The organism is Streptomyces sp. NBC_01439 (assembly GCF_036227605.1).
In the GTDB taxonomy this organism is placed as follows: domain Bacteria; phylum Actinomycetota; class Actinomycetes; order Streptomycetales; family Streptomycetaceae; genus Streptomyces.
Genome location: NZ_CP109487.1, coordinates 4,198,133 through 4,212,187, shown reverse-complemented (window position 1 = coordinate 4,212,187; position 14,055 = coordinate 4,198,133). Strand labels below are relative to the sequence as shown.

Annotated in this window: 19 protein-coding genes and 3 tRNA genes; 11 read left to right on the top strand and 11 right to left on the bottom strand. The window is 69.9% G+C overall.

Annotated elements, in window-relative coordinates:
* Positions 1–25: 25 nt before the first annotated feature.
* The 8 genes from OG207_RS18625 to OG207_RS18590 all read right to left on the bottom strand — a co-directional run bounded on the left by OG207_RS18625 (position 26) and on the right by OG207_RS18590 (position 4,564).
* The gene (locus OG207_RS18625; RefSeq protein WP_052874791.1) at positions 26–292 is read right to left on the bottom strand and encodes a hypothetical protein; all 267 of its coding nucleotides are present in this window, start codon (positions 290–292) and stop codon (positions 26–28) included.
* Positions 289–993: a hypothetical protein gene (locus OG207_RS18620; RefSeq protein WP_052874790.1), complete on the bottom strand. Its 705-nt coding sequence runs from the start codon at positions 991–993 to the stop codon at positions 289–291. The genes OG207_RS18625 and OG207_RS18620 overlap by 4 nt, the downstream gene beginning before the upstream one ends.
* Positions 990–1,418, bottom strand: coding sequence for a helix-turn-helix domain-containing protein (locus OG207_RS18615; protein ID WP_329099619.1), 429 nt, complete (start codon positions 1,416–1,418; stop codon positions 990–992). The genes OG207_RS18620 and OG207_RS18615 overlap by 4 nt, the downstream gene beginning before the upstream one ends.
* Complete coding sequence (locus OG207_RS18610) at positions 1,415–1,756, bottom strand: hypothetical protein (RefSeq protein WP_329099618.1); 342 nt, start codon at positions 1,754–1,756, stop codon at positions 1,415–1,417. Before OG207_RS18610 ends, OG207_RS18615 begins: the two co-directional genes overlap by 4 nt.
* Positions 1,753–2,115, bottom strand: coding sequence for a hypothetical protein (locus tag OG207_RS18605; protein WP_052874787.1), 363 nt, complete (start codon positions 2,113–2,115; stop codon positions 1,753–1,755). Before OG207_RS18605 ends, OG207_RS18610 begins: the two co-directional genes overlap by 4 nt.
* 223 nt (positions 2,116–2,338) lie before the next feature.
* The gene (locus OG207_RS18600) at positions 2,339–3,838 is read right to left on the bottom strand and encodes a DNA primase family protein (RefSeq protein WP_329099617.1); all 1,500 of its coding nucleotides are present in this window, start codon (positions 3,836–3,838) and stop codon (positions 2,339–2,341) included.
* Positions 3,780–4,346, bottom strand: coding sequence for a hypothetical protein (locus tag OG207_RS18595; protein ID WP_329099616.1), 567 nt, complete (start codon positions 4,344–4,346; stop codon positions 3,780–3,782). The genes OG207_RS18600 and OG207_RS18595 overlap by 59 nt, the downstream gene beginning before the upstream one ends.
* Positions 4,346–4,564, bottom strand: coding sequence for a helix-turn-helix transcriptional regulator (locus tag OG207_RS18590; RefSeq protein ID WP_329099615.1), 219 nt, complete (start codon positions 4,562–4,564; stop codon positions 4,346–4,348). The genes OG207_RS18595 and OG207_RS18590 overlap by 1 nt, the downstream gene beginning before the upstream one ends.
* A 129-nt stretch (positions 4,565–4,693) precedes the next feature.
* Between OG207_RS18590 and OG207_RS18585 the strand changes: the two genes are divergently transcribed.
* Positions 4,694–5,287: a helix-turn-helix domain-containing protein gene (locus tag OG207_RS18585; RefSeq protein ID WP_329099614.1), complete on the top strand. Its 594-nt coding sequence runs from the start codon at positions 4,694–4,696 to the stop codon at positions 5,285–5,287.
* Positions 5,280–6,602, top strand: a complete 1,323-nt coding sequence (locus OG207_RS18580) for a tyrosine-type recombinase/integrase (RefSeq protein WP_329099613.1) — start codon at positions 5,280–5,282, stop codon at positions 6,600–6,602. The genes OG207_RS18585 and OG207_RS18580 overlap by 8 nt, the downstream gene beginning before the upstream one ends.
* Before the next feature lie 28 nt (positions 6,603–6,630).
* Here the strand turns inward: OG207_RS18580 and OG207_RS18575 are convergent, their stop codons facing one another.
* On the bottom strand, positions 6,631–7,119 hold the full coding sequence (locus OG207_RS18575; RefSeq protein WP_329099612.1) for a YajQ family cyclic di-GMP-binding protein: 489 nt from the start codon (positions 7,117–7,119) through the stop codon (positions 6,631–6,633).
* Positions 7,120–7,319: 200 nt separating this feature from the next.
* On the opposite strand from OG207_RS18575, the gene OG207_RS18570 reads away from it, so the two are divergent.
* From OG207_RS18570 to OG207_RS18560, 3 genes are all read left to right on the top strand, one after another.
* Positions 7,320–7,401: transfer RNA gene (locus OG207_RS18570), tRNA-Tyr, on the top strand.
* A gap of 271 nt (positions 7,402–7,672) precedes the next feature.
* A complete protein-coding gene (locus OG207_RS18565) occupies positions 7,673–8,623 on the top strand; it encodes a hypothetical protein (RefSeq protein WP_329099611.1) in 951 nt (316 codons plus the stop codon).
* 142 nt (positions 8,624–8,765) lie between these two features.
* Entirely contained in the window at positions 8,766–9,206 is a 441-nt protein-coding gene (locus OG207_RS18560; RefSeq protein ID WP_329099610.1) for a DUF3574 domain-containing protein, read from the top strand.
* Between the two features lie 59 nt (positions 9,207–9,265).
* On the opposite strand, the gene OG207_RS18555 is transcribed toward OG207_RS18560, so the two are convergent.
* On the bottom strand, positions 9,266–9,922 hold the full coding sequence (locus OG207_RS18555) for an SDR family oxidoreductase (protein ID WP_329099609.1): 657 nt from the start codon (positions 9,920–9,922) through the stop codon (positions 9,266–9,268).
* 53 nt (positions 9,923–9,975) lie between these two features.
* On the bottom strand, positions 9,976–11,244 hold the full coding sequence (locus OG207_RS18550) for an amidohydrolase family protein (RefSeq protein WP_329099608.1): 1,269 nt from the start codon (positions 11,242–11,244) through the stop codon (positions 9,976–9,978).
* 343 nt (positions 11,245–11,587) lie between these two features.
* On the opposite strand from OG207_RS18550, the gene OG207_RS18545 reads away from it, so the two are divergent.
* The 6 genes from OG207_RS18545 (at position 11,588) to OG207_RS18520 (ending at position 14,002) form a co-directional block, all read left to right on the top strand.
* Positions 11,588–11,660: transfer RNA gene (locus tag OG207_RS18545), tRNA-Thr, on the top strand.
* Positions 11,661–11,708: 48 nt separating this feature from the next.
* Positions 11,709–11,781 (top strand) — tRNA-Met (locus OG207_RS18540).
* An 88-nt stretch (positions 11,782–11,869) separates the two neighbouring features.
* A complete protein-coding gene (gene rpmG, locus OG207_RS18535) occupies positions 11,870–12,034 on the top strand; it encodes a 50S ribosomal protein L33 (protein ID WP_003956487.1) in 165 nt (54 codons plus the stop codon).
* A 136-nt stretch (positions 12,035–12,170) separates the two neighbouring features.
* The gene (locus OG207_RS18530) at positions 12,171–12,623 is read left to right on the top strand and encodes a MaoC family dehydratase N-terminal domain-containing protein (RefSeq protein ID WP_189733406.1); all 453 of its coding nucleotides are present in this window, start codon (positions 12,171–12,173) and stop codon (positions 12,621–12,623) included.
* Between the two features lies 1 nt (position 12,624).
* Positions 12,625–13,053, top strand: a complete 429-nt coding sequence (locus tag OG207_RS18525) for a MaoC family dehydratase (RefSeq protein WP_189733404.1) — start codon at positions 12,625–12,627, stop codon at positions 13,051–13,053.
* Positions 13,054–13,432: 379 nt separating this feature from the next.
* A complete protein-coding gene (locus tag OG207_RS18520; RefSeq protein ID WP_329099607.1) occupies positions 13,433–14,002 on the top strand; it encodes a TetR/AcrR family transcriptional regulator in 570 nt (189 codons plus the stop codon).
* Positions 14,003–14,055 lie beyond the last annotated feature (53 nt).

The window sequence follows — 14,055 nt, the reverse complement described above, 5'->3', positions numbered from 1 at the left end:
TCTCCTCGTCGGCGCGGGTGCGGTGTCATGCGGCTGCACGGCCGGTGAGCCGCTCGTACAGGGCGTGGTCGGTGGTGTAGACGCGTACTCGGTCGGCGTATCTGAGGGCGTCCAGCTCGGCCGCGGTGGTCGGCATGGTGAAGGTGTCGGCCGGCGGGTGGGCGGCCTGCGCGACCTGCTCGGCCCAACGCCGGTAGGCGGGCGACACGTAGCCGCTCGACTCGGCGCGGGCGTGTGGGACGCGCTCGGCCTGGTGGTGGTTGTCGTCGGTGATGTGCTCGCGCGCGGTCACCTTGTCCCTCCATCCAGCTCGGAGGCGAGGCGATCGAGTTCGGGGGTGGCGCCTCGGCCTCGGTATGCCTGCTCAGCGAGTGGAGTCCGGACGAACGGCGGGTGACCGATGCCGGCGGGTATACCGCCGAACTCGCCGTCGAGGTCGTCGAGCAGGACGGCGAGGCGCAGTGCCGTGCCGGTGGGGGAGAACGAACGTCCGTCGGCCATCCGAAACGCGTCGGTACCCCATCGGGCGACCGCCGCGCTCCCGGGCGCCGCATGGCTCGTGCTGTCGGGGATGCCGGCGGCGGCGAGCAGTCGCGCCGCGTCACCGATGGCGTCGTTGTACCCCTCGGAGGCAGTGACGAACGTGCGTATGGCATCGCGGGCGGCGGCGTAGGTGGCGGCGAGGCTGTCGGCGTCGAGCGGTCCGCCGGGCGCGGTCATGGCGGCGGCGCGGGCGAGGAGGTCGGCGCGCTGCCGCTCGGCGGCGTCGGCGGCTGCGCGGTCGGCCTTGCGGCGGGCGGCCTCGGCCCTCAGCTTGGCGAACCGTCCCAGTTCGCGGGCGCCGGCGAGCTGGTCGGCTGTGACCTGCTCGTCCCCCTCGCGCACACGCTCCTCAAGCGCGGCGAGCAACTGCTCGGCCTCGGTCGCTTCCTGCTCGGCCTGCTCGATGGCGGCCCCGGTCTCGGGCCGGTCGGTGGTCAGTGCTGCGGTCATGGTGTGGTGTCTCCTGTTCTGTGTCGGTAGTGGTCGAGGGCGTCCCGGTCGATGCCCCACACGCGCGCCCCAACGCGGCGGGCGGGCAGTCGTCCGGCGCCGATCAGCGCCCGGACGTGGCGGGGCGAGCAGCCCATGAGGGCGGCTGCCTCGGCCACTGCCACCGTGCCCGGTGTGCTGGGCGCGGTTCCGGTATCGGCAGAGTGCGGCGCGGTGCTCTTATCGCACTCCAGTTCGGTTTGCTGAGCAGCCGAGTGAAGGGCGTAGAGCAGACGGCGCACGCCGGGGGTGATTTCGCCCCCGTCGGCGCGCACGCGGGCGGTGAGGTCGCGTACGAGGGCGCGCAGGACGTCCCCCGCGACGCTGGGCGGGACGATGACCGCCCCATCGGCGCGCGTGAGGTGCTCGGCATCGGCGTGGCTCACTCGTCGGCCTCGTCGGCATCGTCGCCGTAGAGCGCCACAGGGCGGCCCTCGTCGTAGGCGGTGCACCATTCGACGGCTACGGCGCGGGTGGTGCGGCCCATCATCGACGTGTCGTCGTCGGGGTCGAGCATGGCCAGGGTGCGGACCACGTCCGAGGGCGGCTCGGTGACGTGCTGGCCGTGCAGCGCGAGGCCGTCCTGTAGTGCGCTCAGTATGTCGAGGGTGGACAGGCGCACTGTGCGGCCGTCAGTGAGCCTGTGGGGGTGCATGAGACGCCGGCCGTCGCGCTTCTGTTCGACGGCGCCCAGGCGGCGGGAGAGCGGGGCTGAACGGCTCATCGGTGGCGAGCCTCCTCGTCGGCCTCAAGGGCGGCGAGGCGCTGCTCAAGGTCGAGGGATTCGCGCAGCGACAGGCAGGCGTCGAGCAGTGTTCGGGCAGCCTGCACGCGGGCCTGTCCCTTCTCGGTGTCGAGGGCGTCGACCAGTGCGTCAACGGCTTTGGTGGCGCCGGCTGCGAGGCGTCCGACGGCGAGGTGTAGCAACTCGGTTCGGGTATCGGTGACGTCCTGCCGGAACGTCGGGTCGTCGAGCCATCGCAGAACGGTTCGCCCGGAGACTCCGGCAGCGGTGGCGGCCTGCCCGGTAGTCCGTCCCTGGGCCAGGGCGAGGACGGCGGCGGGACGGTGCTTGGTACTCAAGATCAGAACTCCTTAACGCGTCTCGCGCACGCGCGCGAGACGCGGCACGACGCGGATGGACATAGGGGCTGGGCTGGTCGCCCCGGAATGGACTCGGGGCATTCGGGGACCGCAGGGCGGTGAAGGCTCGGGTGTAGGGGAGTGGCGGGTTTTCCGGTAATCCCTGTATTCACCCGCGTAAGGGAGTTTCGGAAATCCCTACACAGCCCTACATCCGGGCGGGTCAGGGTGCGTCGTCGTCGGTGCCGGCGAGCATCAGGCCGAGGTAGAACTGTCCTGTGCTGCGACGGGTCTTGCCGTGGCCGCGCTTCGTCATGGATTCGGCGAATGCGGCCTCGCTGCCAGGCTGCTCGCCGTTCTCCCCGCACCAGCGGGACCAAGCGGTGAACAGATCGCGGGCCTTGACGACGGCGTGCCGTGACGTGAGCGCCCGTTCGTCAAGGAAGCGTGCCAGTACGTCACTTGCAGCCTGGTAGGCCGCTGTGCGGACGCGTACGGCCTCGGGCGGGTTCAGCCCCTGCCGCTGGTAGTCGCGCCATCCCTCGTACGCCCACGCGAGCACTGCCGGGGCGGCGTTCTTGAGCCGGTCGGGTAGGCCCGGGTCGCGGTCTGCTTCGGGGATCGTCACATCGAACGGGACGATGAGGATGCGGCGCCATATCGCCGGGTCGTCTCCCGACACCTGGGGCAGGAAGTTGGTCAGCATGACCAGGGTGTGTGAGGGGTCGAAAGTGATCGGGTTCTTGTGCATGAGGTTCGCCTCGATCGGGTCGCCGCCGACGAGTCGTTTCATGGTGGCCTCGGCGAACCGGCGCCCCTTGTCGGTCTCCGAGCAGAACGCGAGACGGGCACCGCGCAAGCGCATCTTGAAGGCGCCGTGCCGCTCGTGCTTGGACTCCATGAGGATGGACGGGTCGACCTCGATCGCGTAGTCACCGAATGCGGACATGAGCGCGTCGCGCAGGGTGCCTTTCCCGTTGGCTCCCGTGCCAGTGAAGATCGGCATCACGTGCTCTGTGACCTTGCCGAGCATGGCGTACCCGAACAGGCGCTGTACGAAGGTGCGCACCTCCTCGTCGGGCAGGATGCGGGCGAGGAACCCTTGCCACTCAGGGTTGTGTTCGGCTGCGAGCTGTCCGCCTGCCACTTTGGTCAGCAGGTCGGCCCGATTGTTGGCGTGCACGGTCCCGGTGTGCAGGTTCACGGTGCCCGCTGGGGTGTTGAACAGATGCGGGTCGGCGTCGAGGGCTTTCGAGGCGGTCGAGATCGGCGGCAGGGCGGACGCGATCCGCACCATGCCGTCAATGCCGGTAGCGGACTCGGACCGGCGGACGTCCTTGAACAGTGCGGCGCGCTCTTCGCCGTCGAGGCGGTCGAGTTCACCAAGCGCGCTCTTGATCGTGGTGACGGCGGCTTCGACGTCGGCGCGCTGCTCGTCTACGGACCACCGCGCTCCGTCCCAGCAGTGCCACCCGATCCCGTGCACGTGACGCAGGTGGTCGGAGTGTTCGGTGACGAACCGCTCGGCCATGCGCAGGTGCCCACGATGCCGCTCCGCCATCGTGCCCGCCGCGGACGCAGGGCTAGCGATGTGCTCGAAGTGCGTGGGTGCGTCGGGCCGGCCGTAGGGGGTCGGCGGATAGGTCAACATCCGCACGGCCGGGTCAAGCGGCGGTGTCGATGCATCCGCCGTTCGGTAGACGCGGGTGTCGTGCGGGATCAAGTGAGGGCTCCTGGTGCAATCGGGGGCGGTCGAGCTGTCGGCCGTATCGGGTGAGGGTGCGGACCCATCCGGTCCGTCCGGGAATGGCGATGGGCGGCCACCCGGCTGTAGCGGCCACGGCCCGAGGTTGGATTCGGACGGCGCGGCGGGCAGAGAGTTCGGCTTGCGTCGGTCGACGGGCGAGGTCGCCCACGATGCTGCGGGCGTAGTCGTTGGCATCCGCGGTGACGTACGCGAACCATCGCTCCGGGTCCTCGTCGAGGAGGCGATCGAGCCACGCCTCGCGTGTTGTGTGGCGGCGCCACTGTTCGGCCGCCGTAATGATGGCGACCGCGCGGTGTGGATCGGTGGCGTGCAGGGCGGACCATGCGGGGCTGCCGTAGTCGGGGGAGTCTTCGACGCCGAGCGCGGTTACCTGCGCGGACGCCCAAAGAGCTACCGCGTCGGTAGCGACCTCGGACGGCGCCGCAGGAGCGACGTGGCGCGCGAGGAGTCCAGCCGCCGTCATCAGGCCGCATCGATCGTCTGCGCATCGAGCCATCGCTCTATGTCTGCCCACCGGGCACGGAGGTGGCGACCGACTTTGATCATGCGCGGCCCGCCGCCGCGGTGGCTCCACTGGTACACGGTGGCGAGCGGCACGCCGCAGTACTCGGCGAGCTCCTGGGCTGTGGCCAGCTTGCGGCGGGCGCCGTTCGGGGTGTCTGAAATCTGGGCGACGGGCACTGAGCCTCCTTGGACCCGATGTCTTAATGACATCGGCCGTTATCGTTCTGTGATGTGATCACCTTCCGCTGCTTCGCCATGCATGTCAAAGTAACTTTGGAATTTGTCGAATCGACATAGGATGGGGCCATGGAGACCTACGAATCCCCGAGCGATGCCGTCGCTCAACGGGCCCAGGAGCTGAGGAAGCGGCAGGGGCTCACCGCGAAAGACCTCGCGGAACGCTGCCGCTTGATCGGCGCGCCCGGGCTGACAGCGTCGGTGATCGCCAACATCGAGAGCGGCCGACGTGACCTGAATGGTCGGCGGCGGCGTCAGGTCACCCTCGAAGAGTGGCTGATCCTGGCGCAGGCATTGAACGTGGCGCCGATCCACCTACTCGTGCCCATCGGCGGCGACAAGGACGATTACAAGATCGTCCCTAACGGACCGACTCCGCACGGCACGCATCGTGCGCCACTCGGAGAAATCCGAGCCTGGGTCAGGGGTCAGACGACCCTGCACGGGACCGATGAACGGCTGTACTACAGCGAGGTTCCTCAGGAGGAGTGGGAGACGGCGGATGACCGCGCTTTGAAGCTCATCCGCCACAAGGAGCAGCAGCTCGAATTCTTCCGGTCGCTCGGGATGGTCAACGAACTGGGGGTCATCACGTCCAGTGCGCGGGACGACCTGCCGGTCAAGTCGGACGATGATCGCGGACAGGCGGAGTCGAATGGCTGACGTCTACGACCGGTGGCACAAGTCCCGTCCGGGCAAGGCGGACAAGCCGTGTGGCGAGCACAGCAGCAAGACCCGCACGCTCGTCGCCAGTGGCGACCACGGCACGGGGAAGCGTTGGCAGGTTCGTTGGCGGGACGAGAGCGGGAAGCAGCGCAAGGAGAACTTCGACAAGCGGGCCGCGGCCGAGACCCGCGCAGCAACCGTCAAGGCCGACCTTGATCGGGGGCTGTACGTCGACCCTGCCGCCGGCAAGGAGAGCTTTCGGGCAGTTGCCGAGCGGTGGCGCACCTCGGCGGTACACCGGTCCACAACTGCCTCCCGCGTCGAGCGGGGTTTGCGGAATCACGTCTATCCGACGTTCGGCGATAGGCCCGTAGCCAGCATCCGCCCGTCGGACATACAGGCGTGGATCAAGGACCGATCGCAGGTGCTCGCACCCTCGACGCTGGCTGTGACGTACGCGTACCTGATCACGCCGCTGCAAACCGCCGTCCGTGACCGGATCATCGCGGGCAACCCGTGCGAGGGCGTACGTCTGCCCAAGCAGCGCAAGGCCGAGATTGTGCCCCTGCATTCGGACGCGGTCCGGGCGCTCATCGATGCCGCGCCGGACCGGTACCGCGCCCTGCTCTTGCTCGCCGCCTCATCCGGTCTGCGGCAGGGGGAGTTGTTCGGTCTGGAGGTCGACGGCGTCGACTTCCTGCGCCGTGAGGTCACCGTGCGGCAGCAGCTAATCGACCCGGACGGTGACCTGCCGTACATCGGCGAGCCCAAGACCCACGAGAGTTACCGCACGGTCCCGCTCACCAAAGCGGCGGTGGACGCCCTCGCCGCGCACCTCGAACGGTTCCCCGCGTCGGCGGTGCAGATCGAGGACCGCACCGACCCGCGTAAGCCGCGCCAGCGCACGGCGCGGCTGATCTTCCCCAACCAGGACCGCAAGCCCGTCCGGCGCGGCGCCTGGGCTCACGTCTGGTCGAGGGCGCGGCGGTCCGCCAACGAGGCGCTAATCGAGGCGTACGAGCAGGCGCGTGCGGGGTGGCTGCGGTCAGGCAAGCCCAAGGGCGGCGAGCCTGCCCGCATAGAGGCACCTGACGGCGCGAGCCTGCACGACCTGCGGCACTTCTACGCCTCGCTGCTCATCAAGCACCGCGAGAACGTGAAGACGGTTCAGAAGCGACTCGGTCACGCCAAACCGTCGATCACGCTCGACACGTACACGCACCTGTGGCCCGACGAGGAAGACACAACGAGGGCCGCCGTCGAGGCTGTGCTCGGCGATGTGCCCCCGTTGTGCCCTGCAAGGTCTGCCTAGCCACGTCCGTGCAGGTCAGATCAGTTGATCAGCGGTAGTTCACGAACTGGATCGCGAAGTCCAGGTCCTTGCCCTTGAGCAGCGCCTGGACCTCCTGGAGGTCGTCACGGCTCTTGGAGCTGACGCGCAGCTCCTCGCCCTGGACCTGGGCCTTGACGCCCTTGGGACCCTCGTCCCGGATGACCTTCGCGACCTTCTTGGCGTTCTCCTGGGAGATGCCCTCCTCGATCGTGGCGAAGATCTTGTACTCCTTGCCGGACAGCTGCGGCTCCCCGGCGTCCAGCGCCTTCAGCGAGATCCCGCGCTTGACCAGCTTGGTCTCGAAGACGTCGAGGACGGCCTTCACGCGCTCCTCGGAGTTCGCCTCCATCAGGATCTTCTCGCCGGACCAGGCGATGGTGGCGCCGGTGCCCTTGAAGTCGTAACGCTGCGAGAGCTCCTTGGCGGCCTGGTTGAGGGCGTTGTCGACCTCCTGCCGCTCGACCTTCGAGACGATGTCGAAACTGGAGTCGGCCATGTGCTGTGGCTCCTTGAAGTCGGTTGTGATCACCCCGGAGGGCGCGGCCGGACATGCCCGGCCCGCTCGGCAAAGCCTAGCCATCGCGCCCACCCGCGGCGCTGATCAATCCGGTGGTGAAGCACCCCCGGTCATCAGGTATCGTTTACGTCGTTGCCAGGGAGCGCCGCCGCAGGGCGGAAAAAATGGCAGCAAATCTTGGCGGTGTGCCCGAGTGGCCAAAGGGAGCAGACTGTAAATCTGCCGGCTCAGCCTACCCAGGTTCGAACCCTGGCGCCGCCACGCGAGTGGAACCCCCGTTCATCTGTGGAATCACAGTGAGCGGGGGTTCTTTCGTACCGGGCGAACCGCGGCATGAATGCGGGGCGAGCGAAGGGTGGGGCCCCTTCACGAATTGCTCCGGTCAGATGAACTACTCACCTGACTGGGCCACAGCCCCGGCCCTGCCAGCGCCACGGCGAGGCCGCGGCCGGATCGGATGGGCGGCGCGTGACGCACGCAACCCTCCCATCGCATCCCGCGGCAGCCCTCGGCGCCGGCGGGTAAGGAAGCCATGAACCTGAACCATCAGTCGGCGACGCTTCAACGGCCCCGGGGGCGCTCCCGGGTTCTGCTCGCCTCCATCGCCGCCGCTGCGGCCCTCACCGGCCAGTTGATCGCGCTGGCTCCGGCCGCATCTGCGGACGGGCCCAAGCCGACGGGTCACCACAACGAGAACTCCGTCGAAGGCAAGAAGCACGGGCTCTCGGAGCACGACAAGCACAAGAAGCACGCGCCCCTGATCATCCACGGCCTGAGGCAGTTCACCTCGGACAACACCTTCACCCCGCCGCCGGGCGTCACCTCGGTGTTCGTCCAGGCATGGGGCGCCGGCGGTGGCGGCGGCGGTGGCGGTGGGTCCGCGCGCAACAACGGTGGCGGCGGCAACCCCAACAACCCGAACAACGCGACAGGCGGAGCCGAGGGAGCCGCAGACACGGACGCCGCCGCAGCCGCGCGGAACACCGGTGGCCACGGCGGTGGCGGCGGTGGCGGCGGCTTCACCTGGTGCGTCATCCCGGTCACCCCCCTGACGGACTACGGCGTGGACGTCGGCACCGGAGGCGCCAACGGCCTCGGCGGCGCGCCGGGCGCCAACGGCACTGCCGGTACTGCGGGCACCACCACGTCCCTGACCGTGGCATCGAGCAACACCGTGCTCCTTACCGCCACCGGCGGCGGTGGTGGCGGTGGCGGCGGCGCCGCGGACCGCGGTCCCGGTGAGCCCGGCACGCCCGGCCTGGGCGGCACCGGAACGTGCTCCTCGGGCGGCGTCAACCACAACGGTGACCCGGGCAACGCCGACGGCACCGGCGGCGGTACCGCGGACGGCATCGTCCAGCTCCCCGACGGCACGGCCGTGGGCGGCGACGGCGGCCGAGGCGGCGGCACCAACCGGGCCATCGGCAACTCCGGCTCCCGGGGCAAGGACGGCGGCGACGGCTACGTAGTCATCTACTGGTAGCCGCAACCTGCGCACGGCCGCACCACAGCACCGACCGGAAGCCCGTCCCGCCCGCCACCACGGACGGGCGGGCTTCCCGCCGTCACCCGACGGCGCACCGACCACGGCCGCAACGTCGGCCGCTCCCGTTCGTTCACCGAGGGTGAAATGGACATCTGACACGCGCGGGAAGGTCGGCGGCGGAGTGCTCGCGGCCCTGCTCGGCGCTGGGATCCCGGCCCTGGTGGGAGCGGCCCTCCACACGGACGTGGGGGAGCCCTACCAGGAGACCCGGCTCTACTTCGGCACCCAACGGACCGACGGACGCGACCCGGTCGAAGAACGCGAGTTCATGCGGTTCCTGGACCTGGAGATCACCCCCGCCTTCCCCGAAGGACTGACCCTCCACGACGGGTACGGCCAGTGGCGCGGTCAGGACGGCAAGACCGTCCGCGAGACCTCGTACGAGGTGGTCCTGCTCTACCCGGAGAAGGAAGCCGACGAGCGCAGCACGCGCATCGAACGGATCCGGCAGGCGTACGAGGACCGGTACCAACAGGATTCCGTCGGCCGGTCCGACGACAAGGTCAGCGCCGGGTTCTGAACCGCCGGACCGTCGCGGCGCCGGACCACCGGACTCCCGGACTACCGGGGGCGCGGGCCTCAGTTGCCCGCGACGTCCTTCACGGCCACGTCGACCGGCGTCGAACCGGAGACCAGCTCCAGGGTCAGGCCCGCCGTCGCCGGGGTCTCGATCAGTTCGGCCAGCACCGCCGCCACATCGTCGCGCGGGACGGCCCCGCGGCCCGTCTGCGCCTCCAGGCGGACCAGGCCCGTCCCGGCGTCGTCGATCAGCGAACCGGGGCGCAGTACCGTCCACTCCAGGCCCAGACGGGTCCGTACGTGGTCATCGGCCTCGCCCTTGGCCCGCAGGTACGCGTCAAAGACCTCCTCACCCCCGTGGTGTGCGTCCGCACCCATCGAAGAGACCATCAGGAAGCGCCGTACGCGCGCCCGTTCGGCGGCATCGGCGAACAGCACCGCCGCGCCCCGGTCCACGGTGTCCTTCCGCCCGATCCCGCTGCCGGGGCCCGCACCGGCCGCGAACACCGCCACGTCCGCGCCCTGCAGGATCCCCGCCACATGCTCCACCGACGCCGATTCCAGATCGCAGAGCACCGGCTCGGCGCCCGCCTGCCTCAGGTCGTCGCCCTGTGCCGGGTCACGGACGATGCCCGCGACCTCGTACCCGCGCGCGGCGAGCAGGCGCTCCAGCCGCAGCGCGATCTGACCGTGTCCACCCGCGATGACGATGCGCATGACCCGACCGTACGACGAGCCGGGCGCCGACGCCCGCGAGCGGACGGCGAACTTCAGGGCCCCGTCTCCGTACGGCCCTGCCGGGGCAGGTCCAGGGCCACCGCGACGGCGGAGTCGCAGTACTCCCGTACGGCACTCGTACGGGCTACCACGCGCCCGCGGTGGATCACGATCCGGCTGTAGGCGAGGGACAGCACGCCCGCGATCCGGTCGCCGCGCACGGCGAGCAGCTCCGCCGGGAAACCGGCCTCCACGCGGACCTCCGGCAGTCCCATGGCCTCGCGGGCGCAGCTGCTGACGGACTCGTACGCCTCGCCCGCCCGGAGCCCTCCCTGGGAGGCCAGCAGGTACGCGGCCTCCAGCGGGTCGCCGCGCCCGACCGGGTTCCCGGCGTCCCGTAGCGCCCCACTGCCGGCCGCCACGCGCACACCGGCGGCCCGCAGGAGCCGTACGGGGGCGGTGCGCAGGCCGCGTCGTTCCAGGGCCGCGCAGTCGCCCTGGGGCAGGCAGGTGACCCGCACACCAGCCGCGGCCAGCTGGTCGGCGGCGCGGGCGGCCGCGTCCAGCGGGAGCCTGGACAAGCCACCACAAGGGCCGACGGTCACTCCGGGGCGCAGCCCGCCGGCCATCGCCGCGAGCCGGGCGAGGCGGCCCGGGTCGTCACCGTCGGTGTGCAGATCCACGGGGCAGCCGTGCTCGGCGGCGAGTTCCAGGACGGCTTCGAGGAAGCCCGTCGGGTCCGGGTCCAGATCCGGGCAGCCGCCGATCACGGAGGCGCCCATCTTGACCGCGTCCCGCAGCATGGCCAGCCCGTCCGCACCGGCCACCCCGGTCAGCAGCCGAGGTACGGCCACGGCGGTGAGGTCGGCGAGCCCGCGCAGGGAGCGGCGGGCCTGGAGCACGGCTTCCATGGGGGCGAGGCCGTGCACGTCGCCGATGCGGACGTGCGAGCGGACCGCGGTGGCGCCGTGGCCGAGCTGGAGCAGGGCGGATTCGGTAGCCCGGCGCTGGACCTCGTCGGGGGCGTAGGAGACGGGCCCCTCGGCGTCGGCGGTCAGCGCGGTGTCCCCGTGGGCGTGCGGCTCGGCGGGGGCGGGGAGCAGCAGGTAGCCGGTCAGGTCCACCCGGGCCGGCGTGGGCGAGGGGAGGCTGCCCGTGGTGCCGACGGCCTGGATCCGGCCGCCCCCGAGGCGGACGTCGACGGTGCGGCCGTCGGTGAGGCGAGCGCCCGTGAGCAGCAGGGTGGTGGCCTCGGCTGCGGCCGCGTTGCCGTTTCCGCTGCGGGGCGATTGGAACGGCTGCTGCGGCTGGCTGTCGGACATCGCGCTCCTGCGGTGGCTCGGGCGGTTCCTGGAGCCGTGGCCCGCGGCCCAAGATCACGCAGCGTGTTCCGAGCCTAGGGTGCGGCGCGCCCCGCTTCGCGGAAGAGCGCAATAGTCGTACCGGTGTGGTGCCACGCGCCGGAGCGCCCGCGTGTGCGCCCCGACGGGCTCCGGGGCTCCGATCGGCGGGCACCCGGGTGTGAGCCCGCCCACAATCCGCCCGAAATGTGGGGTGGAAGTGATCGGCGGGTTGATCGGGGGCGGCTCGCGAAGTCCGTCGGAGCCCAGCCCCCGCAAAGGATTTGGGCGATCGGCGGGCAACCGTGTAATGTCTTCCTCGCTCGCCCCAATAGCTCAGTCGGTAGAGCGTCTCCATGGTAAGGAGAAGGTCTGCGGTTCGATTCCGCATTGGGGCTCTGGTGAGAGAGGTTCCCCACCCTCGGGTGGGGAGCTGATCACATCAAAGCGGCGTAGCTCAGTCGGTAGAGCAAGCGGCTCATAATCGCTGTGTCACCGGTTCAAGTCCGGTCGCCGCTACACACAGTAGCCGATTGCGGGGTCGGTCTCCCGATCGGCTACTCTTTTATGCGTTCATCCGTCCCATAGTCCGTCAAGGAGCACTCACGTGGCTGCCACCGACGTCCGCCCGAAGATCACGCTGGCCTGCGTGGAGTGCAAGGAGCGGAACTACATCACCAAGAAGAACCGGCGTAACAACCCGGACCGTCTTGAGATGAAGAAGCACTGCCCGCGCTGCAACTCGCACACCGCGCACCGCGAGACCCGCTGACCCCAGCGAAGTCTCGAATAACAGGCACCGTCATGAGGTCGTCCCCTTCATTGGGGGCGGCCTCGTGTCGTTTCCGCGCCCGTTGTTGTCTTTGTTGTTTCGTCATTCGTGTCCCTTCAACAGGAGGTAGTGAGTCATGGCTCTCGACCAGTCCTTCGTGGGGCGGAGCTACCCGCCCACCGATCCGTACGAGGTCGGCCGGGAGAAGATCCGCGAATTCGCGGCTGCGGTGGGTGACACCAATCCCGTCTACAGCGACCCCGAAGCCGCGAAGTCGTACGGCTACCCCGATGTGATCGCTCCGCCGACTTTTGTGTTTGCGATCACTTTCAAGGCCGCCGGCCAGGTCGTCGAGGACCCGCAGCTGGGACTGGACTACAGCCGCGTCGTGCACGGTGACCAGAAGTTCGCGTACTCCCGTCCGGTGCGAGCCGGTGACCGGCTGTCGGTGGTCTCCACCATCGAGTCCGTGAAGTCGCTCGCGGGCAATGACGTCATCGACATCCGCGGCGAGGTCCACGACGAGACCGGCGAGCACGTGGTGACGGCGTGGACGAAGCTCGTCTCCCGCGCCCCCGAGGAGGCCTGACATGGCAGCGCAGATCCAGTACGCCGAGGTTGAGGTCGGCACCGAGCTGCCGGCGGCGTCCTTCCCCGTGACGCGCGCCACGCTCGTCCAGTACGCGGGCGCCTCGGGCGACTTCAACCCGATCCACTGGAACGAGAAGTTCGCCAAGGAGGTCGGACTGCCGGACGTGATCGCGCACGGCATGTTCACCATGGCCGAGGCGATCCGCGTGGTCACCGACTGGGTCGGCGACCCGGGCGCGGTGGTCGAGTACGGCGTGCGCTTCACCAGGCCGGTCGTGGTCCCCAACGACGACCAGGGCGGGCTGATCGAGGTCACCGCGAAGGTCGCCGCGAAGCTGGACGACAACCGGGTCCGGGTCGACCTGACGGCCATGAGCGCGGGCCAGAAGGTCCTGGGCATGTCCCGCGCGGTGGTCGAACTGGCCTGAGCCGACGGCGCGAAGCGAGCGGGGCGGGGGCACCAGGACGGTGCCTCCGCCCTTTTCGCGGGGCGGGGCGGGGTCGGGCGGGGCGGAGTCGGGTGGTGCGGTCGGGTGGTGGGGGCCGCTCGGCTGGCCGGGGTCGGGTGGCGGGGCGGGGGCTTCGGGGGACAGGGGTCGCTGGGGCGGTATCGGACTGACGGGAAAACCCCATACGCAACTCTGATACCGGCCGGGTGGCCCCCGGCTTACCGAAGCCCCCGTTGCGCCTGGTTGGCTTCCGCCTACCAAACCCCCGCCCCGCAGTCCCCGCCCCGCAGTCTCCGCCCCCGCCCACCCCGCTCCCCACCCCTTGACATAGTTAGTGATTGAGCACTAACTTACCCGCATGGTCAGGATGAGTGCAGATGAGCGGCGTGAGAGCGTCATCCGTGCTGCGGTGCACGAGTTCGCGCGCGGCGGTTACTACGGGACCTCGACCGAGGCGATCGCCAAGCGGGTGGGGGTTTCGCAGCCGTACCTCTTCCGGCTCTTCCCCAGCAAGCAGGCGATCTTCCTGGCGGCCGCCGAGCGCTGCCTGATGGAGACGCGCGACCTCTTCGCCGCCGCCGCCGAAGGGCTGCAAGGGGAGGAGGCCACGCAGGCGATGGCGAACGCCTACACCCGGCTGATCGCCGAGGACCCCGACAAGCTCCAGATGCAGCTCCAGATGTACGTCAGCGTCGCCGCCGCCGAGGCGGCTGGGGACCGCGAGCTCGGCGAGCTCGTGCGCAAGGGCTGGATGGAGCTCTGGGACACGGTCCACGTGCCCTTCGGTGGGGACGTCCGCGAGGCCACGGCCTTCATGGCGTACGGAATGCTGATCAACACCCTCGCCGCCATGGGCTTCCCGCCCGGGCACCGGGTTTGGGAGGGGCTGTATCCGTCGGCGGGTGCCGAGGGGCGTCTGGAGAAGTGACGGCGCGCGGGATCTGCTCGCGCGCCTTTTCATGGCCACGAAAGTTAGTCAGT

Excerpts from the sequence above, each read along its gene's own strand:
- OG207_RS18620 (WP_052874790.1), bottom strand. The coding sequence starts at position 993 with ATGACCGCAGCACTGACCACCGACCGGCCCGAGACCGGGGCCGCCATC.
- OG207_RS18580 (WP_329099613.1), top strand. The coding sequence starts at position 5,280 with ATGGCTGACGTCTACGACCGGTGGCACAAGTCCCGTCCGGGCAAGGCG.
- OG207_RS18520 (WP_329099607.1), top strand. The coding sequence starts at position 13,433 with ATGGTCAGGATGAGTGCAGATGAGCGGCGTGAGAGCGTCATCCGTGCT.
- OG207_RS18525 (WP_189733404.1), top strand. The coding sequence starts at position 12,625 with ATGGCAGCGCAGATCCAGTACGCCGAGGTTGAGGTCGGCACCGAGCTG.
- OG207_RS18575 (WP_329099612.1), bottom strand. The coding sequence starts at position 7,119 with ATGGCCGACTCCAGTTTCGACATCGTCTCGAAGGTCGAGCGGCAGGAG.
- OG207_RS18610 (WP_329099618.1), bottom strand. The coding sequence starts at position 1,756 with ATGAGCCGTTCAGCCCCGCTCTCCCGCCGCCTGGGCGCCGTCGAACAG.
- OG207_RS18530 (WP_189733406.1), top strand. The coding sequence starts at position 12,171 with ATGGCTCTCGACCAGTCCTTCGTGGGGCGGAGCTACCCGCCCACCGAT.
- OG207_RS18585 (WP_329099614.1), top strand. The coding sequence starts at position 4,694 with ATGGAGACCTACGAATCCCCGAGCGATGCCGTCGCTCAACGGGCCCAG.
- OG207_RS18550 (WP_329099608.1), bottom strand. The coding sequence starts at position 11,244 with ATGTCCGACAGCCAGCCGCAGCAGCCGTTCCAATCGCCCCGCAGCGGA.
- OG207_RS18555 (WP_329099609.1), bottom strand. The coding sequence starts at position 9,922 with ATGCGCATCGTCATCGCGGGTGGACACGGTCAGATCGCGCTGCGGCTG.
- OG207_RS18565 (WP_329099611.1), top strand. The coding sequence starts at position 7,673 with ATGAACCTGAACCATCAGTCGGCGACGCTTCAACGGCCCCGGGGGCGC.
- OG207_RS18595 (WP_329099616.1), bottom strand. The coding sequence starts at position 4,346 with ATGACGGCGGCTGGACTCCTCGCGCGCCACGTCGCTCCTGCGGCGCCG.